General features: G+C 72.4%; 17 protein-coding genes and 1 other RNA gene. 11 read left to right on the forward strand and 7 right to left on the reverse strand.

Translation table 11 applies throughout. The features are described from left to right. Positions 1 to 449 precede the first annotated feature (449 nt). The 5 genes from ACZ45Z_RS06995 to ACZ45Z_RS07015 all read left to right on the forward strand — a co-directional run bounded on the left by ACZ45Z_RS06995 (position 450) and on the right by ACZ45Z_RS07015 (position 6,432). Complete coding sequence (locus tag ACZ45Z_RS06995; protein WP_468357267.1) at positions 450 to 1,643, forward strand: lipid-transfer protein; 1,194 nt, start codon at positions 450 to 452, stop codon at positions 1,641 to 1,643. Positions 1,644 to 1,745: 102 nt separating this feature from the next. Then, positions 1,746 to 3,185, forward strand: coding sequence for an MFS transporter (locus ACZ45Z_RS07000; RefSeq protein ID WP_468357270.1), 1,440 nt, complete (start codon positions 1,746 to 1,748; stop codon positions 3,183 to 3,185). A 183-nt stretch (positions 3,186 to 3,368) separates the two neighbouring features. Then, positions 3,369 to 4,292 (forward strand): MaoC/PaaZ C-terminal domain-containing protein, encoded by a 924-nt coding sequence (locus ACZ45Z_RS07005; RefSeq protein ID WP_468357273.1) that lies wholly within the window; start codon positions 3,369 to 3,371, stop codon positions 4,290 to 4,292. A gap of 45 nt (positions 4,293 to 4,337) precedes the next feature. Further along, positions 4,338 to 5,423 (forward strand): Zn-dependent alcohol dehydrogenase, encoded by a 1,086-nt coding sequence (locus tag ACZ45Z_RS07010; RefSeq protein WP_468357276.1) that lies wholly within the window; start codon positions 4,338 to 4,340, stop codon positions 5,421 to 5,423. A gap of 67 nt (positions 5,424 to 5,490) precedes the next feature. Further along, on the forward strand, positions 5,491 to 6,432 hold the full coding sequence (locus ACZ45Z_RS07015) for a 3-oxoacyl-ACP reductase (protein WP_468357278.1): 942 nt from the start codon (positions 5,491 to 5,493) through the stop codon (positions 6,430 to 6,432). Positions 6,433 to 6,457: 25 nt separating this feature from the next. Here the strand turns inward: ACZ45Z_RS07015 and ACZ45Z_RS07020 are convergent, their stop codons facing one another. Both ACZ45Z_RS07020 and ACZ45Z_RS07025 read right to left on the reverse strand, forming a co-directional pair. Beyond that, positions 6,458 to 6,625 carry a hypothetical protein gene (locus ACZ45Z_RS07020; RefSeq protein ID WP_468357280.1) on the reverse strand — a complete coding sequence of 56 codons (168 nt, stop codon included), beginning with the start codon at positions 6,623 to 6,625 and terminating at the stop codon, positions 6,458 to 6,460. 25 nt (positions 6,626 to 6,650) lie between these two features. Next, positions 6,651 to 8,273 carry a TFIIB-type zinc ribbon-containing protein gene (locus ACZ45Z_RS07025; protein ID WP_468357283.1) on the reverse strand — a complete coding sequence of 541 codons (1,623 nt, stop codon included), beginning with the start codon at positions 8,271 to 8,273 and terminating at the stop codon, positions 6,651 to 6,653. Between the two features lie 230 nt (positions 8,274 to 8,503). Here ACZ45Z_RS07025 and ACZ45Z_RS07030 point away from each other — a divergent pair, with 230 nt between their 5' ends. The 3 genes from ACZ45Z_RS07030 to ACZ45Z_RS07040 are packed head-to-tail and all read left to right on the forward strand — an operon-like array spanning position 8,504 to position 11,307. Further along, a complete protein-coding gene (locus ACZ45Z_RS07030; RefSeq protein ID WP_468357286.1) occupies positions 8,504 to 9,379 on the forward strand; it encodes a Nif3-like dinuclear metal center hexameric protein in 876 nt (291 codons plus the stop codon). After that, positions 9,376 to 10,119, forward strand: coding sequence for a zinc ribbon domain-containing protein (locus ACZ45Z_RS07035; RefSeq protein ID WP_468357429.1), 744 nt, complete (start codon positions 9,376 to 9,378; stop codon positions 10,117 to 10,119). Before ACZ45Z_RS07030 ends, ACZ45Z_RS07035 begins: the two co-directional genes overlap by 4 nt. 3 nt (positions 10,120 to 10,122) lie before the next feature. After that, a complete protein-coding gene (locus ACZ45Z_RS07040) occupies positions 10,123 to 11,307 on the forward strand; it encodes a bifunctional RNase H/acid phosphatase (RefSeq protein ID WP_468357288.1) in 1,185 nt (394 codons plus the stop codon). 90 nt (positions 11,308 to 11,397) lie between these two features. Here the strand turns inward: ACZ45Z_RS07040 and eda are convergent, their stop codons facing one another. Beyond that, entirely contained in the window at positions 11,398 to 12,081 is a 684-nt protein-coding gene (gene eda, locus ACZ45Z_RS07045; RefSeq protein ID WP_468357291.1) for a bifunctional 4-hydroxy-2-oxoglutarate aldolase/2-dehydro-3-deoxy-phosphogluconate aldolase, read from the reverse strand. 126 nt (positions 12,082 to 12,207) lie between these two features. Beyond that, positions 12,208 to 13,005, reverse strand: coding sequence for a peroxide stress protein YaaA (gene yaaA, locus ACZ45Z_RS07050; RefSeq protein ID WP_468357294.1), 798 nt, complete (start codon positions 13,003 to 13,005; stop codon positions 12,208 to 12,210). 239 nt (positions 13,006 to 13,244) lie between these two features. On the opposite strand from yaaA, the gene ACZ45Z_RS07055 reads away from it, so the two are divergent. The 3 genes from ACZ45Z_RS07055 to ACZ45Z_RS07065 all read left to right on the forward strand — a co-directional run bounded on the left by ACZ45Z_RS07055 (position 13,245) and on the right by ACZ45Z_RS07065 (position 15,963). Then, positions 13,245 to 14,729 carry an RNB domain-containing ribonuclease gene (locus ACZ45Z_RS07055; RefSeq protein ID WP_468357297.1) on the forward strand — a complete coding sequence of 495 codons (1,485 nt, stop codon included), beginning with the start codon at positions 13,245 to 13,247 and terminating at the stop codon, positions 14,727 to 14,729. 143 nt (positions 14,730 to 14,872) lie between these two features. Beyond that, an RNA gene (rnpB, locus tag ACZ45Z_RS07060) (RNase P RNA component class A) lies at positions 14,873 to 15,276 on the forward strand. Between the two features lie 276 nt (positions 15,277 to 15,552). Beyond that, positions 15,553 to 15,963 (forward strand): Imm49 family immunity protein, encoded by a 411-nt coding sequence (locus tag ACZ45Z_RS07065; RefSeq protein ID WP_468357432.1) that lies wholly within the window; start codon positions 15,553 to 15,555, stop codon positions 15,961 to 15,963. A 734-nt stretch (positions 15,964 to 16,697) separates the two neighbouring features. On the opposite strand, the gene ACZ45Z_RS07070 is transcribed toward ACZ45Z_RS07065, so the two are convergent. The 3 genes from ACZ45Z_RS07070 to ACZ45Z_RS07080 form a co-directional block, all read right to left on the reverse strand. Continuing rightward, positions 16,698 to 17,330, reverse strand: a complete 633-nt coding sequence (locus tag ACZ45Z_RS07070) for a hypothetical protein (protein WP_468357300.1) — start codon at positions 17,328 to 17,330, stop codon at positions 16,698 to 16,700. A gap of 21 nt (positions 17,331 to 17,351) precedes the next feature. Continuing rightward, positions 17,352 to 19,787 carry a hypothetical protein gene (locus ACZ45Z_RS07075; RefSeq protein WP_468357303.1) on the reverse strand — a complete coding sequence of 812 codons (2,436 nt, stop codon included), beginning with the start codon at positions 19,785 to 19,787 and terminating at the stop codon, positions 17,352 to 17,354. A gap of 281 nt (positions 19,788 to 20,068) precedes the next feature. Next, positions 20,069 to 21,100 (reverse strand): trypsin-like serine peptidase, encoded by a 1,032-nt coding sequence (locus ACZ45Z_RS07080; protein WP_468357306.1) that lies wholly within the window; start codon positions 21,098 to 21,100, stop codon positions 20,069 to 20,071. Positions 21,101 to 21,541 lie beyond the last annotated feature (441 nt).

Genomic DNA, 21,541 nt, shown 5'->3' on the forward strand with positions numbered 1-21,541 from the left:
CACCGGTGCGCGCATTCCGAAATGCCGGAACGGGCCAGAACAGCGGTTCGTATCTCCCGCCGTGTCCTGCCGTATGTCCTGCCGCTTTTTTCCCTGATTTCCTGCCGGTCTTTCCCGGATGTCCGCCGGCGGTGAATTCGCGTACGGAGAGTGGGGGAGGGGCGGGCGAGCGGGTGCGGCACCGGAATTCATCCCGCCGTTTCCGGGGCGTATGCGAACCGTTCGCGGCGAATGCGGACAGCGGCGGCGCGACAAAAGGGGCGCGAGGCGTGCGAGGTGCGCGAGGGGACCGGGGGGCGGCCGCGCGTCCGCCCCGCCCTCCGGTCGGCCCGTCCGACTTCGCCATCCGACCTTCCCTCAGATTGGAACGTGTTCTAGTCTGCCTGCCCGGCGTGGGCGACCATCGCGACCCCGAGCCCCGCCCCCGCCCGACGCACTGGAGGACCCGCATGGCCGGCAAGGCATACCTCGTCGGGGTCGGGATGACCCGGTTCGAAAAGCCCGAGAGCCGCGACTGGCAGTACTGGGACATGGCCGAGGAGGCGGGCACCAAGGCGCTCGCCGACGCCGGGACCGGCTACGACGCGGTCGAGCAGGTGGCGGTCGGCTACTGCTACCAGGCGTCGACGGCCGGACAGCGGGCCGCGTACGAACTGGGGCTGACCGGCGTCCCCGTCTACAACGTCAACAACAACTGCGCCACCGGCTCGACCGCCCTGATGATGGCCCGCCAGTTCGTCGAGGCGGGCGTCAACGACTGCGTCCTCGCCCTCGGCTTCGAGAAGATGAAGCGCGGCGCGCTGGGCGGCGGCTCGGACGGCGGCGACTTCGCGACCTCGCCGGTGGCCCGGCACTACGGCGTCATGGCGGCCGCGCACGGCTTCGAGATGACCCCGCCCACCGCCCAGATCTTCGGCAACGCCGCCCGCGAGCACATGGACCGCTACGGCACCACAGAGGAACAGCTCGCCGCCGTCGGCGCCAAGAACCACCGGCACTCCGCGCACAATCCCCACGCCCAGTTCCAGGACGTCTACACCGTCCAGGAGATCCTCGCGGCCAAGACCATCCACCGCCCGCTGACCCGGCTGCAGTGCTCGCCGACCTCCGACGGCGCGGCCGCCGCCGTCGTCGCCTCCGAGCGGTTCGTCCGCGAACACGGCCTGGCCGAACGGGCGGTGGAGATCGTCGCGCAGGCCATGACGACGGACACCGAGGAGAGTTTCGCCGCCGGCTCCTGCATCGACGTCGTCGGCAAGCCGATGTCCCGGGCCGCGGCCCGGCAGGTGTACGAGGCGAGCGGGCTCGGCATCGAGGACGTGGACGTCATCGAGCTGCACGACTGCTTCTCGGTCAACGAACTACTGACGTACGAGGCGTTGGGGATGTGCGCGGACGGCGCGTCGGGGAAGCTGGTCGCCGACGGCGCCACGACGTACGGCGGACGCTGGGTCGTCAACCCCTCCGGCGGCCTGATCTCCAAGGGCCATCCGCTGGGCGCGACCGGACTCGCGCAGGCCGCCGAGCTGGTGTGGCACCTGCGCGGCACGGCGGGGACACGGCAGGTGGCCGGCGCCCGGGTCGGTCTGGCGCACAACATCGGCCTCGGCGGCGCGGCGGTGGTGACCCTGTTGCGCAAGTGAGGCCCGGGCCACCGGAATCCCCTCCTCCCTCCGACCTAGGTCCCCGGTCAACTGGCATGTACACCGATATCCCGATGCGGGCCCCGCGCGCCGAATGCGAGCATGGTCGGCATGCCCCCGATAGCCACCCCCACCACGCTGTCCCGCACCCCGCGCCGTACCGCCGCGCCCGCCTGGCTGCTGATGCTGCTGGTGTGCGCCGGCCAGTTCCTCGTCGTCCTGGACGTCTCCGTCGTCAACGTCGCGCTGCCCAACATGCGTGCGGGGCTCGGCCTGAGCGAACTGGGCCTGCAGTGGATCGTCAACGCCTACGTCATCACCTTCGCGGGCTTCATGCTGCTGGGCGGCCGGGCCGCCGACCTCTTCGGGCGCAAGCGGATCTTCGTCGCCGGTCTCGGGCTCTTCACGATCGCGAGCCTGGGCGGCGGCCTCGCCCAGGAGCCCTGGCAACTGATCGCGGCCCGCACCGTCCAGGGCGTCGGCGCGGCCGTGCTCTCCCCGGCCACCCTGACGATCCTGACCACCTCCTTCCCGGCCGGCCCGGCCCGCACCCGGGCCATCGCCACCTGGACGGCGGTCGGCGCGGGCGGCGGCGCGGTGGGCGGCCTCGTCGGCGGGGTGCTGACCCAGTACCTGTCGTGGCGCTGGGTGCTGCTGATCAACGTGCCGGTCGGCGCGCTCGTCCTGGCCGGCGCGGTGCTGTGGCTCACCGAGAGCCGGCGGGACACCGGGCGGCGGCTCGACGTCCCCGGCGCGCTGCTGGTGACCGGCGGGCTGGCCCTGGTGGCGTACGGCATCGTGCGGACCGAGACCGACGGCTGGGTCTCGGCGTCGACCCTGCTGCCGCTGGCCGCCGGACTGCTCCTCGTCGCGGCCTTCATCGCCGTGGAGGCGCGCGCCAAGGCCCCGCTGATGCCGCTCGGCCTCTTCCGGCTGCGCTCGGTGTCCTCGGCGAACGCCGCGATGGTCCTGGCCGGCGCCGCCATGTTCTCGATGTGGTACTTCCTGTCCCTCTACGTGCAGAACGTGCTCGCCTACACGCCCCTTGAGGCCGGGCTGTCGTTCATCCCGCACTCGCTCAGCATCGTCCTCGGCTCGAAGCTCGGGCCGCGCCTGATGACCCAACTGGGCGCCAAGACGCTGGCCGTCGTGGGCGCGGTCGTCTCCGTGTGCGGCATGGGCTGGCAGAGCACGATGGGCGCCGACGGTACGTACCTCACCACGCTCCTGGGCCCCGGCATCCTCATGGCGTTCGGCGCGGGCCTGACCGCCACCCCCATCGCCGCCATCGCCACCTCCGGCGCCGACCCCGCCGACCAGGGCCTGGTCTCGGGCCTGATCAACACCTCGCGCCAGATGGGCGGCGCGCTCGGCCTGTCCGTCCTGTCCACCGTCGCCGCCGCCCGCATCGAGGCCGGCCACGGCCCGGCGGCGCTGGCGAGTGGCTACGGACTGGCCTTCCGGGTCGGCTCGCTGGTCCTGGTGGCGGCCATCGCGTTGATGGTCATCGCCCTGCCGCGCGGGCGGGCGGAGCGGAACTGACAAGCCGTCAGGGGTCTTCCCGGTGCCGGACGGATCGGCTATACATGACACCCATCGGCTAGAACGCGTTCTAGAAGTGTGCTGACGGGCGCCGCCGGCCGACCGGATACGACCCCGGCACGGCCGACGGTGCGGACGGCCGCGCCGGGGTCTTCCCACCGTGGTGAAGGAGCCAGCAGCCCCATGCCCATCGACGTTGCCAAGGCCACCTCCGCCGAACCGCGGATCACCGAACTCGTCTGGGACCACAAGGACGTCCAGCTCTACCACCTCGGCGTCGGCGCCGGCGCGGCCACCCCCGACAAGCCGGACGCGGCCACCGACCCCGCCGAACTGCGCTACACCCTGGAAAGCGCCCTGCACGTCCTGCCCAGCTTCGCGACCGTCGCGGGATCGGGGTCGCCCGTGCCCGACCGGAGCCGCGAACCCGGGGAAGGAAACGATGCCGCCGGCGGGCTCGGCGCCCTCGGCATCGACGTCGACCTCGCCGCCGTCCTCCACGGCGGCCAGAGCGTCACCGTCCACCGCCCCCTGCCGGTACGCGGCCGCGCCACCCAGACCTCCACCGTCCCCGCCGTCCACGACAAGGGCAAGGCCGCCGTCATCGTGCTGCGCTCCGAAGTCGCCGACGAGGACGGACCGTTGTGGACCTGCGACAGCCAGATCTTCGTCCGCGGCGAGGGCGGCTTCGGCGGCGACCGCGGCCCCTCCGCCCGCCTCGAACCACCGGGCCGCGCCCCCGACCTCACCGCCGAGCGGCACATCCGCGCCGACCAGGCGCTGCTCTACCGCCTCAGCGGCGACTGGAATCCCCTGCACGCCGACCCGGAGTTCGCGGCGACGGCCGGCTTCGACCGGCCGATCCTGCACGGCCTGTGCTCCTACGGCGTCACCCTCAAGGCCGTCGTCGACACCGTCCTCGGCGGCGACGTCTCCCGCGTCCGCGCCTACACCACCCGCTTCGCCGGCATCGCCTTCCCCGGCGAGACGCTGCGTATCCGCATGTGGCGCGACGCCCCCGGCCCCGGCCGCGTCCAGGTCGCGGTCACCGCCGCCGACCGCGCCGACGCCCCGGTCCTGGCCGACACCGTCGTCACCCACCGCTGACCCCGAGCGCATCCGCACGTCCGTACGTACGAGAGGAGCCGCACCGTGCGCGCAGCCGTACAGCACGAGACCGGACAGGACAAGCTCGAAGTCCTCGACGACATCGAGGCGGTGGGGTTCGGCCCCGGCAAGGTCAGGATGCGGATACGGGCGACCGGACTGTGCCATTCCGACCTCTCCGCGATGAACGGGGTGCTGCCGCAGCCCGCGCCCTTCATCCCCGGGCACGAGGGCGCCGGCGAGATCCTCGACGTCGGCGACGGCGTCACCGGGCTCCGGCCGGGCGACCGCGTCCTGATGTGCTGGCTGCCCGCCTGCGGCGGCTGCCCCTCCTGCAAACGCGGCCAGACCCATCTGTGCCTGGCCGGATTCATGAACGCCGGCACGCCCAACTTCCGGCGGACCGGCGGCACCCCGTCGGACGTCTTCGGCTTCGCCGGGACCGGCACCTTCGCCGAGGAAGTCGTCGTCGGCGCCCACTGCGCGGTCCCCATCCCCGACGACGTGCCCTTCGAGATCGCCGCCCTGATCGGCTGCGGCGTCACCACCGGCCTCGGCGCGGCCTTCAACACCGCCCAGGTGGAGCCCGGTTCGTCGGTCGCGGTGATCGGCTGCGGCGGCGTCGGCGTCTCCGTCATCCAGGGCGCCCGGGCCTGCGGCGCCGCCCAGATCATCGCCGTCGACCCGATCGCCGCCCGCCGCGACGCCGCCCTGGGCTTCGGCGCCACCGAAGCCGTCGCACCCGACGCGTTCGCCGACGCCAAGGCCCGGATCACCGGGGGCGAGGGCTTCGACTACGTCTTCGAGGTGGTCGGCAAGTCCGCCACCGCCCGCACCGCCTACGACATGGCGCGGCGCGGCGGCACCCTGTGCGTGGTCGGCGCGGGCGCCATGGACGACACCTTCCAGGTCAACATGTTCGAGCTGTTCTTCGACGAGAAGCGGATCCTGCCGTCGCTGTACGGCGGCGGGGACGTGCTGCGCTCCTACGAACGCGCCATCGCCCTGTGGCGGGCCGGCCGGATCGACCTCGAAGGCATGATCACCCACCGCGTCCGGCTCGCCGACATCAACGACGCCCTCGACCAGATGCGCACCGGCACCGCGCTGCGCACCTGCATCGAGATCTGACCCGTACGGACGGCGAGCCCTGCCCCGGCAGCGGCTCGATGCCGTACCGCGATCCGAGAGGACAGCAATGGCACAGCCACTGGACGGCCTGACCGCCCTCGTCACCGGCGCCGGGCGGGGCCTGGGCCGCGCCGAGGCCGTGGAACTGGCCAAGCTGGGCGCCCGCGTCGTCGTCAACGACTTCGGGCAGCCGGGCCGGGACGGCTCGGGCGAGGCGTCCGCGGCGCCCGCCGAGGAGGTCGCCGCCGAGATCCGCGCGGCCGGCGGGCAGGCCGTCGCCCACCTCGGCGACGTCGCCGACTTCGCCCAGGCCCGCGCGATGGTCGACCTGGCCGTCACCCGCTACGGACAGCTCGACATCCTGGTCAACAACGCGGGCATCCTGCGCGACCGGATGGTCTTCTCCATGAGCGAGGACGAGTGGGACTCGGTCATCCGCGTCCACCTCAAGGGCCACTTCAACACCACCCACTTCGCGGCGGCCCACTGGCGCGCCCGCGCCAAGGCGGCCGGCGGTCCGGTCCACGGACGCGTCATCAACACCTCCTCCGAGGCGTTCCTCGCGGGCTCCGCCGGACAGCCCAACTACGCCGCGGCCAAGGGCGGCATCGTCGGCCTCACCACCTCCACGGCCCTGGCACTGGCCAAGTACGGGGTCACCGCCAACGCCATCTGCCCGCGGGCCCGCACCCGGATGACCGAGGACGTCTTCGCCGGCTTCGCGGTCCCCGAGGACGGCCGGCCCGACCCGCTCGCGCCCGAGCACGTCGCGCCGCTCGTCGGCTATCTGGCCTCGCCCGCCGCGGCCGGCGTCAACGGCCAGCTCCTGGTCGTGCACGGCGGCATGGTCGCCGTCGCCGAACGCCCGCGGATCGCCGCCAAGTTCGACACCGCCAAGGACCGTTTCAGCTACCAGGAGCTGGACGAGCTGCTGACGCCGTACTACGCGGGGCGCCCCGCGAACGAGACGTTCGCGGCGGCCGAGGTGCTGGGGCTCGGACACGCGTGACGGCCGTGGCCGCGGCCGTCATGGGTCACGCCGCCCGGGCCTGCTCCTCCCGGCGGTGCCGGCCGTTGGCCGCGACCCTGGCCTCCTCCGTGGCGGCCGGGCCACGGTGCCTGCCGGCGCCGGCGGCCGTGACGGCCTGGGCGGATGCCTCCTGAGGGCGCGCCTGGGTCGATTCGGTTCGGGCTTCGGACATGGAAAACGTCACTCCGTCAGATCGCTTACTGCTGTACGCGCGGGACCTCCTCGGCCCCCCAGGGCCATGCCCTGACGGCACCTCTGGTGGCCGGGTCAACCGGCTGCGTAGCCCCCACCCGAATTCTATCGGGGCGGGAAATCGTGCTCCACCGGGCCTCCCGGGCCGCCATGGGTGCCTGCTGCAAGGGCACTGGCCTGCACATTCGGGGATGCGCCGAGGCGTCGCGCGGTTCCCCGGTCGGCCATTGAGGATGTGTGGATCCTGTGACCCCGGTGTCGGCATCCTCGGTGGCTGGGACAATCCCGGCGCCCGCCCCGGGGCCGACCGGCACGGCTTCCCTGACGTAGACCCTGACACCGGCTCCGGCATCCGCCCCGAGGCCGGGCCCGACGTCCGCACCGACACCTGCTCTGACGTCCGGCCCCACTGCCGCCCCGGTGCCCGTTCTCGCCGTGCCCACCGTCGTCATGCCCGGCCCCGCCGCGCCCACCGCTGTTGTGTCCGGCCTCGTCGTGTCCGCCGCCGTCGGGCCCGTCCCCGTCGCGCCCTTCCCCGGAACCGTCCGCAGCTCCGGCTCCAGTGGTACGGCCATCCGCGCCACCCCGCACGGCACCGTCTCCGTCGCGTACGGCAGCAGCAGTTCGCCGCCCGCCGTCCACAGGCCGGCCCCCGCCAGCCAGCCCTCCGGCGCCGGCAACTGCCGCAACCGCCGTCCCGCGGGCCGCCATACGCCGAGCCAGGTGCCGCTCGCGGCGTCGATCCGCAGGGCCACCGCGCAGCTCTCCGGCATCAGGATCTGCCCCGGCTGCACCGCGAACGGCGTCACCGTCACACCTCCCCGGCCCCCGGCCCCGCCATCGGCCCCGCCGCGCTCGCCGTCCGCCGCGGCGAAGCCCGCCGGCCGCAGGCATTCGGGGAAGCGCACCGGCAGACCGCTGCCGAGCACGCCCCAGCCCAGCCGGTCATGCCCCGGCGCGTCCGACCGTACGAGCAACAGCCCGCTGTCCGGATCGGCCAGCAGCAGCCGGTCGTTGCTCTCCTCGGTGATCTGGAGCAGCGGACCGGCCTCGCCGCCGCGCTGGAGGTCGACCACCACGGTCTTGGTCCGGCCCTCCCACTCCCGGTCCAGGGCCAGCAGCCGCCCGCCGCGATCCAGCCACACACCGCCCGCACACCGCCCCGACAGCTCGGTGATCAGCTCGGGGCCGCCCGCGCCGCCGTGCACCAGCCACAGCGCGGTGCTGTGCGCGCCGGGTGCCAGGGCGTACGCGCGCGTCCCGCCCGGGACGGGCGGCAGCAGGGTCAGCCCGGGCGCGGCCACGGCGCCGAGGGGAATCTCGCCGGTCCCCGGCCCCGTGGGGTAGAGCAGCGACAGGGCGAAGTGGTCGGCGACCCGGCGCAGGATCAGCACCCGGCCGTCCGGGAGCGGCAGCAGTTCGGTGTCCGGCTCCTCGGGCTGGCTGCCCGCCAGCGGCACGGCGTACGGCTCGGGGCCGCCGATCGTCCACCGCTCCGGAAACCAGCTCCCGGCGGCGTCGTCGTGACGGGCGAGCCGGGCGGCGTACGAGCCGTCGGCGGCGATCGTCAGCGCCGCGCGGTGCGGACTGCCGACCGCCGGTGCGTCCTCAGTGGCACAGATCGTCATCTGGTGGTCACCTCCAGTCAGCACCGAAGCTAGTTTTCGTACTCCCGGCCGATCAACGCAAGTTGCCGCACTTCACGCATAAGGATGGCGATTGTCCGGTTCGCCGGTACCGGGCGGGCCGGTTGTGCTGGGCGGGGCGCGGGTGGTGCACGCGCGGCACGTGGCGGGTTATGCACAGGGCGGGTACGCGACTCGTCGCCGGGGCACGGGTGAGAGGTAACCTTCCACCCGTGCCCGCACTGTCTGAAGTCCTCGCCGCGCTCGACGCCCTCTGGCCCCCGGAGCGGGCCGAAGAGTGGGACGCCGTAGGCCCCGTCTGCGGGGACCCCGGCAACGAGGTCCGCCGCGTGCTGTTCGCCGTCGACCCCGTCCAGGAGATCGCCGACGAGGCCGTGGAGCTCGGCGCCGACCTCCTGGTCACGCACCACCCGCTCTATCTGCGTGGCACGACGACGGTCGCCGCGTCGACCGTCAAGGGCAAGGTCGTGCACACGCTCATCAAGCACGACATCGCGCTGCACGTCGCGCACACCAACGCCGACACCGCCGACCCCGGCGTCTCCGACGCCCTGGCCGGCGCCCTCGACCTGCGCGTCTGCGGCCCCCTCGTGCCGGATGCGACCGACCCGGCGGGCCGCCGCGGCCTGGGGCGGATCTGCGAACTGCAGCATCCGATGAGCCTGGCCGACCTCGCCGCCCACACCGCGGCCCGGCTGCCGGCCACCGCCCAGGGCATCCGGGCGGCCGGCGACCCGCGCCGCGAGATCCGCACCCTCGCCGTCTCCGGCGGCTCGGGCGACAGCCTCTTCGACGCCGTACGCGCCGCCGGCGTGGACGCGTTCCTCACCGCCGACCTGCGGCACCACCCGGCCTCCGAGGCCACCCAGACCACCGGGAGCACCCCGCCGGCGCTGCTCGACGCCGCCCACTGGGCCACCGAATGGCCCTGGTGCGAGCAGGCCGCGGCCCAGCTCGACGCGGTCTCCGACCGGCACGGCTGGGGCCTGCGCACGCATGTCTCCCGTACGGTCACCGACCCCTGGACCGCCCACGCGGCGTCCGCCCCGCACTTCACCCCGACGAACACAACAGGAGCCCCACGCTGAACGCCGCGCCCGCCGACCAGATCCGCCTCCTCGACGTCCAGGCACTCGACGTCCGCCTGTCGCAGCTCGCGCACCGGCGCAAGAACCTGCCCGAGCTCGCCGAGCTCCAGGCACTGGAGGCCGACCTCACCCAGCAGCGCGACCTGCTCGTCGCCGCCCAGACCGAGGAGAGCGACACCGCCCGCGAGCAGACCAAGGCGGAGCAGGACGTGGACCAGGTGCGCCAGCGCGCCGCCCGCGACCAGAAGCGCCTGGACTCCGGGGCCGTCACCTCGCCCAAGGACCTGGAGAGCCTCCAGCGCGAACTGATCTCGCTGGCCAAGCGCCAGAGCGACCTGGAGGACGTCGTCCTGGAGGTCATGGAGCGCCGCGAGGCCGCCCAGGAGCGGGCCGCCGAGCTCACCGGCCGGGTCGAGTCCATCCAGGCCAAGGTCGACGACGCCGCCGCCCGCCGCGACGCGGCCTACGCCGAGATCGACGCCGAGGCCGCCACGGCCACCAAGGAGCGCGAGCTGACCGTCGCCGACATCCCGGCCGACCTGCTGAAGCTCTACGACAAGATCCGCACCAAGGAGGGCGGCGTCGGCGCGGCCCGCCTCTTCCAGCGCCGCTGCGAGGGCTGCCGCCTGGAGCTGAACATCACCGAGGTCAACGACGTGCGGGCGGCCCCCGCCGACGAGGTCCTGCGGTGCGAGAACTGCCACCGCATCCTGGTCCGCACGCCCGACTCGGGTCTGTAGGCCATGGCCCGTACGTTCATCGTCGAAGCGGACGGCGGGTCCCGGGGCAACCCGGGGCCGGCCGGCTACGGCGCGGTCGTCCTGGACCCGGCGACCGGCGAGACACTGGCCGAGGCCGCCGAGTACATCGGCACCGCGACCAACAACGTCGCCGAGTACAAGGGCCTGGTCGCCGGCCTGCGGGCCGCCCGCGCCCTCGACCCGGGCGCGCGCGTCCGGGTGCGGATGGACTCCAAGCTGGTCGTCGAGCAGATGTCGGGCCGCTGGAAGATCAAGCACCCGGACATGAAGCCGCTGGCCGCCGAGGCCAAGACCGTCTTCCCGCCCGCCCAGGTCACCTACGAGTGGATCCCGCGGGAGAAGAACAAGCACGCCGACCGGCTCGCCAACGAGGCGATGGACGCAGGCAAGATCGGCAAGCAGTGGGAGCCGCGCGACTCCCGCGCGCAGCTCGCCGCCGCGCCCGCCCGCTCCACCGCCGCGCGTGCCGCCGACGAGGCCGCCGAGGCCGCGGCGGAGTCGACGGCGACCCGCACCCCGCCGGTCGGCTGGGCCTCCGCCGATCTCGGCGTACCGGCGACCTTCGTCCTGCTGCGGCACGGCGAGACGCCGCTGACGGCCGAGAAGCGCTTCTCCGGCAGCGGCGGCAGCGACCCGGCGCTGTCGGACGTCGGCCGCCGGCAGGCCGAGGCGACCGCCGCCGCGCTCGCCGCCCGCGGCACCGTCCAGGCCGTCGTCAGCTCACCGCTGCGCCGTTGCCAGGAGACCGCCCAGGCCATCGCGGCCCGGCTCGGCCTGGAGGTCCGTACCGACGAGGCGCTGCGCGAGACGGATTTCGGGGCCTGGGAGGGCCTGACCTTCGGCGAGGTCCGCGAGCGTTTCCCCGCCGACCTCGACGCCTGGCTGGCCTCCGCCAAGGCGGCGCCGACCGGCGGCGAGTCGTTCGCGGCGGTCGCCCGCCGGGTCGCGGTGGCCCGGGACAAGCTCATCGCCCGGTACGCGGGCCGCACCGTGCTGGTCGTCACGCACGTCACGCCGGTCAAGACGCTGGTCCGGCTGGCGCTCGGCGCCCCGCCGGAGTCGCTGTTCCGTATGGAGCTGTCCGCGGCGTCGCTGTCGGCCATCGCGTACTACGCCGACGGCAACGCCTCGCTGCGGCTGCTGAACGACACGTCCCACCTGCGGTAGGACGCCCGACGTCCGGGGCACCTCGTGTGCGGACGGGCCCGGCGCACCCCTGGTGTGCCGGGCCCGTCGCCGTAGGCCCGGCCACGGACCTCATCCGGCCCGCAGGGCCGCCGCTTCCCGGGCCAGGTCCCGCACCCGCCCCCAGTCCTTCGTGGCCAGCGCGCCGGCCGGGAGCATCCACGTACCGCCGACGCAGTCCACGTTCGGCAGCGCCAGATACGACGGCGCCGACGACCGGCCGATGCCGCCGGTGGGGCAGAACCGGGCGTGTGGCAGCGGCCCGGCCAGCGCCCGGAGGTAGGCGGCGCCGCCCGCCGCCTCGGCGGGGAAGAACTTCAGCTCGCCGACGCCCTCGTCGAGCAGCGTCATCACCTCCGAAGCCGTCGAGACGCCCGGCAGGAACGGCAGCCCGCTCTCCCGCATCGCGCCCAGCAGCCGCGGCGACCAGCCGGGGCTGACCAGGAATCGCGCACCGGCCGCGCGGGCCGCGGCGGCCTGCGCGGGGGAGAGGACCGTACCGGCGCCGACGACCGCGTCCGGGACCTCGTCGGCGATGGCGCGGATCGCGTCCAGCGCGGCGGGCGTGCGCAGCGTCATCTCGATCGCCGGCAGGCCGCCCGCCACCAGCGCCCGGGCGAGCGGCACGGCGTCGGCGGCCTCGTGCAGGACGACCACCGGGAGGACGGGGGCGAGCCCGAGGATCGACGACGGGATGAGGGCGGGGCGGGACGGGGCGGGCGGGGGCGAGGCGGCGGCGCTGGTCACGCCGCCCATGCTCCGCCCGGCGCCCACGCTCCGCAACGGACGTTGCACATGCCGCAACCGAACCAGCCGGCCCACCAACCGGCCGACCGGCCGCGGGCGCCCGGGCCGACGCCTCAGCGGCGCCTCAGCGGCGTCTCACAGCTCCGTCACGACGACATCCAGCGCCCACGCCTTGCCGGCCTTCGCCGGGGCCTCGGCCTCCACCGCGTAACCCAGGTCGCGCAGCGCGTCCACCAGCTCGGCGGGCCCGGCCGGAACGGCGCCCGCCGTCAGCAGGTCGCGCACCATCCGGCCCTTGGTCGCCTTGTTGAAATGGCTGACCACCGACCGCTTCTCCACCCCGTCCACGATCTTCGACTGGAGCACCCGCACCGTCGCGGTCCGCCCGGCGACCTCGCCCTTGGGCTTCCACGCCGACGCGTACGCCGCCGACCGCAGATCCAGCACCAGACCGTCCCCGGCGGCCGCCGGCAGCACCTCGGCCATCGGCGCCCGCCAGTAGGCGCCCAGCGCGCCCAGCGCGGGCAGTTTCACGCCCATCGAGCAGCGGTAGGACGGAATCCGGTCCCCGATCCGCACGGCGCCCCACAGGCCCGAGAAGACCAGCAGGGACCGGTCGGCCAGCCGTCGCGCCGCCGCGTCCAGGGAGGCGAGCCCGAGGGCGTCGTAGAGGACCCCGGTGTAGATCTCGCCGGCCGGGCGGGTCGCGGCGGTGCGCAGGCCCGCGTTCTTGGCGACCTCGCCGCGCAGCCCCTCGCTCAGCCCGAGCACCTCGCGGGCCTTGTCCTCGTCGGCCGCGCACAGTTCGACCAGTTCCTCCAGCACCGCCGCGCGCGCCGCGCCCAGCCCCGGCAGCGACAGCGACTGAAGGTCCAGCGGCGCCCCGGCCCCTCCCGCGGCCTTCCCTTCGGACGGCGGCAACAGCACGAGCACGACGATCTCCTTCACGGCGGTACGGGCGGGGGTGCGGCCCCGCCGAAAGCGTAGAGCCTGCGCGAGGCGGAACGAGAACCCGCGGCCCGCGGCCTGAGACCCGCGGCCGGGGCCGCCCGCCCCCGCCCCCGCTTGCCGCTCCCGCCCGCAGCCCCCAGCTCCCGCCCCCGCTCCCACCCCACGACCCGCCCGCCCCCCACGCCGCGCCGCGAGCGCCCCGCCGCCATACGCTCGGTTTCATGCCCCGTCGCCATATGCATGTGACCGACGCAGCCGAGGCACCGCTGCGCGCCGCGTTGCGGGAGCTGCGCGGCGAACTGGAGATCCCGGACCACTTCCCGCCCACCGCACAGGCCGAGGCGGACAGCGCGGCCCGCGCCCCCCGCATCCCCGCCGGCGACGGCGCCGTGGCGACCGAGCACACCCTCGACGACGCCACCGACCTCCCTCTCTTCACCATCGACCCGCCCGGCGCCCGCGACCTCGACCAGGCACTCTTCCTGGCCCGGCGGCCCGGCGGCGGCTTCCGCGTCCACTACGCCATCGCCGACGTCGCCTCCTTCGTGACCCCCGGAGGCGCCCTGGACGCCGAGGCCCACCACCGCGTCACCACCCTGTATCTGCCCGACGAACGGATCCCGCTGCATCCGCCGACGCTCAGCGAGGGCGCCGCCAGCCTGCTGCCCGACCAGGACCGGCCCGCCGTCCTGTGGCAGCACGACCTCGACGCGCACGGCGCCCTGACCGCCACCTCCGTACGCCGCGCCCTGGTCCGCTCCCGGGCCCGGCTCGACTACGACGGCGTCCAGCGGATCATCGACGACGGCACCGCCGAGGAGCCCCTCGCGCTGCTCCGCGACATCGGGCTGCTCCGCGAGGAGCGGGAAGTGGCCCGCGGCGCGATCTCCCTCCACGTCCCCGAACAGCGCATCACCCGGCGCCACGGCCGCTACCGCCTCGCCTACCGCGCCCCGCTCCCGGTCGACGGCTGGAACGCGCAGATCTCCCTGCTCACCGGCATGGCCGCCGCCGACCTCATGCTCGCCGCCGGCACCGGCATCCTCCGCACGCTGCCCACCGCCCCGGACGGCTCGGTCGCCCGCCTGCGGCGCACCGCCCACGCGCTCGGCGTCGACTGGCCCCACCACACGTCCTACGCCGGCCTCGTCCGCTCCCTGGACCCCCGCCGCCCCCGCCACGCCGCGTTCCTCCAGGAGTGCACCACGCTGCTGCGCGGCGCCGGCTACACCGCCTTCGACGGCACCGCGCCGCCGACCGCCCGCGCGCTGCACGCCGCCGTCGCCGCCCCCTACGCGCACGCCACCGCACCCCTGCGCCGCCTCGTGGACCGCTACACCTCCGAGCTGTGCCTGGCCGCCTTCGCCGGCACCGAACCGCCCAACTGGGCCCGCGCCGCCCTCGACCGGCTCCCGGACGAGATGGCGGCCGGCATCCGCCACGCCAACCAGGTCGAGCGGGCCTGCGTCGACCTCGTGGAGGCGGCGTTCCTGCACGACCGGATCGGCGAGGTCTTCGGCGCCGTCGTCATCGACCTCGACGACGACCACCCCACCCGGGGCACCGTCCACCTCACCGACCCCGCCGTCATCGGCACCGTCACCACGACTCCGGACGGCCCGCCCCTCCCACTCGGCGACCACCTGCGCGTCCGCCTCACCACCGCGGACCCCGGCCACGGCCCGGTCCACTTCGTCCCCGCGTGACCGCCGGGCCCGTGCCCCTCGTGTCGCGCGACAAGCCGCGCCGCCGTGACAAGCCGCGTCGCGTGCCCACCGCACCGTGGGGCGGCCGCAGGCGGGGCGCGAGGACGCCCGCCGCGTACGGGTAGCATGGTCGGCACGGCGGACGAGCCGGCCGGGCGGTCGCGTGGGGACCTGAGAGGGTCCTCCCGAGGAACGTCCGGGCTCCACAGGGCAGGGTGGTGGGTAACGCCCACCCGGGGTGACCCGCGGGACAGTGCCACAGAAAGCAAACCGCCGGGACCGCGAGGTCCCGGTAAGGGTGAAACGGTGGTGTAAGAGACCACCAGCCTCCGAGGTGACTCGGAGGGCTCGGTAAACCCCACCCGGAGCAAGGTCAAGAGGGATCATCGGCTGATGGTCCTGCGCGGACGACCGAGGGCTGCCCGCCCGAGTCCGCGGGTAGACCGCACGAGGCTGCCGGCAACGACAGCCCTAGATGGATGGCCGCCTCCCCTCGGCCCGCAAGGACCGGGGGAGACAGAACCCGGCGTACAGGCCGACTCGTCCGCCGCCACCTGGGACTTTGTCTCGGAAAGGGCCTCCGACCTGCGTCGGAGGCCCTTTCCGGTCTTTCGGGGGCTTATGCCTGTTGAGGCGGAGGGAAGTCCCTCGAAAGTACCTCTGACAGAGCTGAAAGTCCCTGAAGAATCCCAGAGATGGGCGGTCATCGGAGGCGTCTGAGCAGCCGCTCCATGCGGGTATCCAACCTGATGACGAAGTTGCGTACCGCTCAAGGCGCTGCCCCTGGGAGCGGGATAGATGGGTCTGTCGGTGCGATCTCCGCCTGCGCGGAGCGGGCAGCCCGACCTCGCGGCCCAGATGCGCGAACTCCTGGGGCTTCGTCCCGCCGCCTGTCGTTCTCTTCTCTCAGCTCGTCGAGGGCGATGGGGAGAGCTTCAACCTGGTCCTGGCCGACGCCCTCGAATCCCATCGTCATCGTTACCAGGTCGCCGACCGCGCGGCCGACCGCGACGCAGCGACCAACATCGACATCCTGGCACTGACCTGCCACGCCAGCCGCAGGAGCCGGACGATCCGAGCCAAGTCCCCCTACTTGCTGCAGCGGTTGCTCCAGGCAGCCGAAACCTTGGCAGCCGGCCCCCAAGCACAACGGGCCCACCGTGTGCTATGCCAGCCGGCATCCGGGACGCGCGCTGCTCGGCTTCGGCAGGTTTGGCTTTCCGCGGGGCGATGAGTGAGATGCCTCCGAGGGCCGGGGCGAACCGGGGTGCCGCGGCGTGCTCCATCCCCGTCGCACAGGTTCGCCATGGAGTTGGTGATGATCGTGCTGCTGCGAAGGTCCGCCCCGCCGGAGCTGAAGAGGGGCTGCCCCCGGAACGCCTACCACCGAAATCTCCCACATCTCTGCTGACGGGTAGCCGACCGGCTGGCACGCCCGTACCAAGGCGACTGTGAATTCCGAGCCACCCCTGCCCACCTCGAACCAGCTCTACTCCAAGGAGGCGGGTTCCAGCACCTCGTTCGCCTGCAGGAGGGCAGAGATACGTGCGACCGTCTCCAGAGCTGGTTCCAGCCCTGGCGCGGTTACATTCTCAAGATCCCAGAATCATGAGCCGCATTCCCTCGGTGCGCGCATCGGAGTCGGCACGGAACTTCCTTGAGTTTCAGCCGCGTTGGTCAGGAATGCGGCGAGGCAACCGACTCGGGAGGGTCGCTCTGCCGGAGAGCCTCGCTGGCCGCTTACCCGGTGTCTCAGTGCCGGCCGGAGTACTCCTGCAGCATGTCGAGCGAGTCGATGTCGTGCAGCTCGGGCACCCTGCGGAACCCGGCCACTTCCCGGAGCGCGTCCAGAGGCGGCACCCCCGCCTGACGCACCTTCGCGACGGGCCGGCCGCGGTCCGCACGGTCACGGAAGAGTCTCCTTCGGGACGCCGAGTCGCTGGCTCCTCATTCCTCATTGTGAGGGTCTCAGAGCTTGTCCGTCAGATTTGGGCCCAAGCCTTTTTCATCGGCATCTGGCGCCGCGATGCCGAATTCGGTGGCGACCCCGAAGTAAGTTGCCTCACCGAGTTCTGGTGCGACACCGAGCGCAGAGCCGAGTCCCTTCAACGCGTCCGCAAGTCGCGGTGCATTCCTGGCCTGCACTTCGTGGTGAGGACGGCCAGAAAAGTCGAACGACCCCCAGATGTCATGGTGTACGGAGAGAGTGGCTGTCGGTCCGTAGGAGCCAGTCGTTACGGACAGATCCACCAGTCGCGGCTCCGTGCGTGCCTTACCTTCAGCATCAAACCATGTGCCAGAGCCAACAATCTGCAATCTATTGATTTTCGAGTCCGGGAAGGAGGAGGGCTGGCTTCCGAGCACCTTATCAGGCAAGGAAGGATCATCCAGTGGCGTGCAGACGAACACCCTACTCATGATGCCGGTGAAGCCAGATCCACGTACGTACCATTTGCACTCCAGGCTGACCGGAGTAAGCAGGTCGAACCGATTTAGCACTTCGACCATTCTGGCAGCAACACGCAAGGCGGATTGAAGTCCTGGGGGAGTGACCTCTCCGAGGTCCCAGAACCACGATCCGCATTCCTTCGGGGCGCGCATTAGAGTTGACATTCTTTCCCCTTACGGATAGATGGAGCCATCAGCCGGAATCTTAATTGCTCCGTCCTCGAAGCGTAGAAGGAATGTCACTCCGGATTCCTCTGCTAGCTCCTCCATAGCTCCAAAAACCCGAGGTTTCAAGGTCGATATTGAATGATGGACATCGAGGATGGCAACGCCTTGCCGCATAAACTCATAGTCCAACTGGTCGGCTGAACTCTCTGCATTCTTCAGCACCTTCTTGGCGCTGGATACATTTTTGAGCTGGTATCCGTAATCGATCCCCCCGTCGGCGTTTCGGGTGTAGACATCCAGGTCCCACGGTGTCGTGGCGTCTCCGAACTCGAACCCAAGGCGCGTAAACCCTCGACTCTGCAGCTCGGTCGCATGAGTAAGAGCCATGTAAGCGGCTGGAACCATGCTGCTGAGGGGATCACTCCGACTGGGCCCCTTCTTGCACATCTTTAGAATCCCATCGTAATTCTCCACCCCGCGAAGATGCCCGCGGTTGATGAGTTCAGCAACGCCTGCCCCGTAGGGGTCCTTGCTGAGACTACGCAAGACAAGTGCCCGATCTCCCTGATCCAGCCTTGCATGGCTGAGCTCTGCGAGAAGGTCGGCTTCCTGCTCCGGCCTTAGCGGCCCCGTGTGTGTCTGCGCGACCTCGTCCGGCACCCGGCCGTACCTGCTCGGATCGACGTCCGGCACGATGTTGGCCGCGTCGCTGTGTGCACCGGTTTCAAGGCCGCCGCCCGTATGGGCCGCGTCGTCGGCGCTGTCGCCCAGATCGTCGAGGCCGCCCGCGCCCGGGGTCTCCGGGTGGCCGGAGCCGGGTATGGCGTTGTCGGCCGTTGTGCCGCCCGGGATCACATTGTCGGTCGTGGAGCCGCCAGACACGTCGCGGCCGCCGCCCGTAGACGGCGTCTCCGTGTGGCTGCCGCCGGTCGTGGGGGCGTGGTCGCCGGTGCGGCCTGGTCCGACTGCCCCGTTGTCCACGTTGTTCGTGGGCATATGGCTGCCCGCGCTGCCGCCCGGGGCGCCGTGGTCGCCGGCACGGCCCGTGGGGGTGTTGTCGCCTGGCCCGGTGCTGCCGTGGCCGGCGTTGTCGCCGGCGCGGGTTGGGTCGGAGACGTCCGAGCCGACGCGGGTGACGTCGTCGCCCCGTCCGCCGACGCCGGCCGGGACCCGTTGCTCCTGGTGGGCCGGGGTCTCGATTCGTGGGTTGTCCGCGCCCGTGGTGGGTGCGGGGGGCGTGCCCTTGGGGGCGTCCTTGGCGTGTTGGAGGAGGCTGCCGTCGTCCTTGCTGTAGAGGTTGCCGGCGGCGTCCGTGTAGTTGCTTGTGAAGGGGTCCTTCACGGTGTGCGGCGGGAGGGTGACGGTGCCTTCGGGCAGCTTGATTCTGCCGCCCGGGTGCTTGCTCGCCCCTTCCGGAACGGCGGCGCCCTCGGGCAGATGGATCGTGCCGTCCGGCATCTTGGCGGCACCCTCGGGGAGGCTGTAGGCGCCGTCGGAGATCTTCGGGACCTCGACGTGGCCGAGGGCCTTGAGGTGGGCCATCACGTCGCCGACCTTCGACACGCCCGCGCCCGCGCCCTTAATGACGTAGGTCATCGGGTCGACGGCGCTACCCACCTTGCTGACGACGGACAGGCCCTTGGCCATCGCGCCGGCCTTGCCCGCGCCCTGCACGGCGGCCCCGCCACCACGGGTGAAGACGGCGGTCACGACGTTGAAGGTGACCGCGCCGGCGGCCCGGGAGCCGTTCGATTCCCACCGGTCCCAGGCCACAAGAGCCTTGCCGGTATCCAGCACCGCGGTACGCGAGTCCCGCAGCCAGGAGGGGAGCATGTTCCCCGGCATCGTCGCGTAGGCGGGCCCCACAATGGGCAGCGTGGTGATCGTAAATGCGGTGGAGAGCTTGGCCAGCCCTTTCCACGCCTCGCCGGCGGCGTCCCCGCCGTGCCCGCCGAACAGGGTGTACAGGCCGTCGATGGTGCCCCCCACGCCGTCGACGATGAAGCCCTTGGCGAAGTCGTAGGCGTGCTCCCACACCTGCCATGCGGGAACGGATTCCTCGACCGCCTCGCCCCAGGGCAGGCTCTTGGAAGCCTTGAGGGCTTCGGCGTCGTAGCCGTATCCCTTCTTGTGGGAGCCGTCGATGGTGTGGAGCGCATGGCCGCCGACCAGGCCAACTATCTTGGCGTGGCAGTCGCGTTCGGCTTCTTGGAATGCGGCCCAGACCTCGGCGATCTTGTTGCGGCGGCCCAGGTTCTCCTCGACCAGGTCGCCGTCCTCGCTCCAATCGTCTTCGGCGGCCTCGTTGTCGCGGAAATCGGCGGCTTCCTGCTTGAGCTGCTTCAGCCGGTGGATCAGTGGCCTGATCTCCCGGGCGTAGGTGCCCAGAGCCTTGGCGATGACGTGTATGTCGTCACTGAGGTTGTGTGCCGTGCGCTCCACCGGTTCGGTGACGCCGAATAGCTGCTCCGCCTCGGGCGCCTTGTAGAAGGCGGCCAGTCCGCCGAAGGACTTGTGGACGTCCGAGCCAGCGGTTTGGACCTTGGAGCCGCCCCGGGACAGCGCCTTCGTCTTGGCTTCCAGAACGTCCAGATCGCCCGTGAAGACTGGTACATCGGCCGACTCGTCCGCCGCTCAGCTCATCCGGCCCCCCGGCCCCCCGGCCCGCGCAAGCGCGTGGCCGGGGGGCTTTGTGTGGGTGGCTTACTCGCGGGCGTGGGGCGTCAGGTGGATTGGGCCTGTTGGTAGAGGTTCTTGGCGTCGTCGCCGAAGTACGGGCCGAACATGGTGTTCGGCAGGAACTGGTAGCCGAAGCTGTTGACCGAGGACTGCAGGCCGGTGCCGGTGGATTCGTTGAACGAGGTGAACCACGGGCCGCCGCTCGACCCGCCGGTCATGTTGCAGGACAGGCCGTGGTCCTTGGAGAACAGCGGGTCCTTGATGGTGTTTCCGCTGCAGTAGATGAGTTTGCTGCCGTCGTACGGGGCGGCCGCCGGGTAGCCGAAGGCGTACATCGCCTTGTTGTAGCCGGTGTTGAAGGCCAGGCCCTGCCCGCCGACGACGTCCGTGAGCTTCTTGCCGTCGAGCGGGGCGACGACCGCCGCGCCGACGTCGTAGTTGATGTCCTCGCTCGCCGTCCACTGGGGCGTGGAGAGGGTCTTGGCGGCCGGCCACTTGCCGTACGGGGCCTGGCCGTCGTGGTAGCCGGGCACGAAGACCCAGTTGGTGTGCCAGGCGCCCTCCAGCTTGACGCAGTGCCCGGCCGTGAGCACCGTGCTCTTGTTGGCGCTGGTCACCGCGTCACCCGAGCAGGACGCCGAGCGGCCCTTGTAGGTGAAGAAGACCCGGCCGGTTGTTTTGACGACCGCGCCGCCGCCGGTCCACGGACCGCCGGCCTGGGGGAGCGCGGCGGCGAGGGACGCCGCCTTCGCCCGGAGGGTGGGCAGGACCGTGAAGGGGGCGCTTCGGCGGACGGGTGCGGCGGTGGTGGACTTCTTCGCGGCGCCGGAGGTGAGGTCCAGGGGGGTGGCGGAGCGCATCCGGGCCGCGGTCCAGAAGGCGGCGGGCGCGGCGGTGTGCGAGGTGGCGTGCCGGCCGGGGGCCGGTGGGGTGACGGCGGAGGCCGGGCCGGTGGGGAGGGCCAGGGCGAGCAGGGTGCCGGCGGCTGCCAGGGTGCCCAGCGCCGTACGGGAGTTGAGGGGGCGGCCGGTCCGTATGCCACGCACGGTCGGCAGGACGCGAACGGTTCGTCTCACGCGTAACTCCTTCTGCGGGCCGCGCCCGTGGGGGACGCGGCCGAGGGGGACGGGACCGCGCGGGGCGGCCCGGCAGATGAGCGGTGCGGATCGGACGTACGGAGGTGTGCGGTACGGGTGCGGAATCGGTGTCGACGGAAAGGGCGCCGACGGAAAGGGTGTCGACGGAAACGGTTTTGGCGGAAACGGTGTTCGAGAAGAAGGGTGCCATCGCGAGCGTGCGGTGGGCAGGGGGTGTGCGCCGGTTTCAGCGGCGCGAGGGCAAGGACGGGTAAGGGGGAAGGCTTGTGGGGGAGGGGAGTTGGGTGTGGGGGCGACCGGGGGCGCGGGTGTTGTGGCGTACGGCGGTGGGGGGGGGGGGGGGGGGGGGGGGGGGGGGGGGGGGGGGGGGGGGGGGGGGGGGGGGGGGGGGGGGGGGGGGGGGGGGGGGGGGGGGGGGGG

The organism is Streptomyces sp. NPDC031210 (genome assembly GCF_055570395.1).

Excerpts from the sequence above, each read along its gene's own strand:
- ACZ45Z_RS06995 (WP_468357267.1), top strand. The coding sequence starts at position 450 with ATGGCCGGCAAGGCATACCTCGTCGGGGTCGGGATGACCCGGTTCGAA.
- ACZ45Z_RS07040 (WP_468357288.1), top strand. The coding sequence starts at position 10,123 with ATGGCCCGTACGTTCATCGTCGAAGCGGACGGCGGGTCCCGGGGCAAC.
- ACZ45Z_RS07000 (WP_468357270.1), top strand. The coding sequence starts at position 1,746 with ATGGTCGGCATGCCCCCGATAGCCACCCCCACCACGCTGTCCCGCACC.
- ACZ45Z_RS07055 (WP_468357297.1), top strand. The coding sequence starts at position 13,245 with ATGCCCCGTCGCCATATGCATGTGACCGACGCAGCCGAGGCACCGCTG.
- ACZ45Z_RS07020 (WP_468357280.1), bottom strand. The coding sequence starts at position 6,625 with ATGTCCGAAGCCCGAACCGAATCGACCCAGGCGCGCCCTCAGGAGGCA.
- ACZ45Z_RS07070 (WP_468357300.1), bottom strand. The coding sequence starts at position 17,330 with ATGCGCGCCCCGAAGGAATGCGGATCGTGGTTCTGGGACCTCGGAGAG.
- eda (WP_468357291.1), bottom strand. The coding sequence starts at position 12,081 with ATGGGCGGCGTGACCAGCGCCGCCGCCTCGCCCCCGCCCGCCCCGTCC.
- ACZ45Z_RS07005 (WP_468357273.1), top strand. The coding sequence starts at position 3,369 with ATGCCCATCGACGTTGCCAAGGCCACCTCCGCCGAACCGCGGATCACC.
- ACZ45Z_RS07015 (WP_468357278.1), top strand. The coding sequence starts at position 5,491 with ATGGCACAGCCACTGGACGGCCTGACCGCCCTCGTCACCGGCGCCGGG.
- ACZ45Z_RS07025 (WP_468357283.1), bottom strand. The coding sequence starts at position 8,273 with ATGACGATCTGTGCCACTGAGGACGCACCGGCGGTCGGCAGTCCGCAC.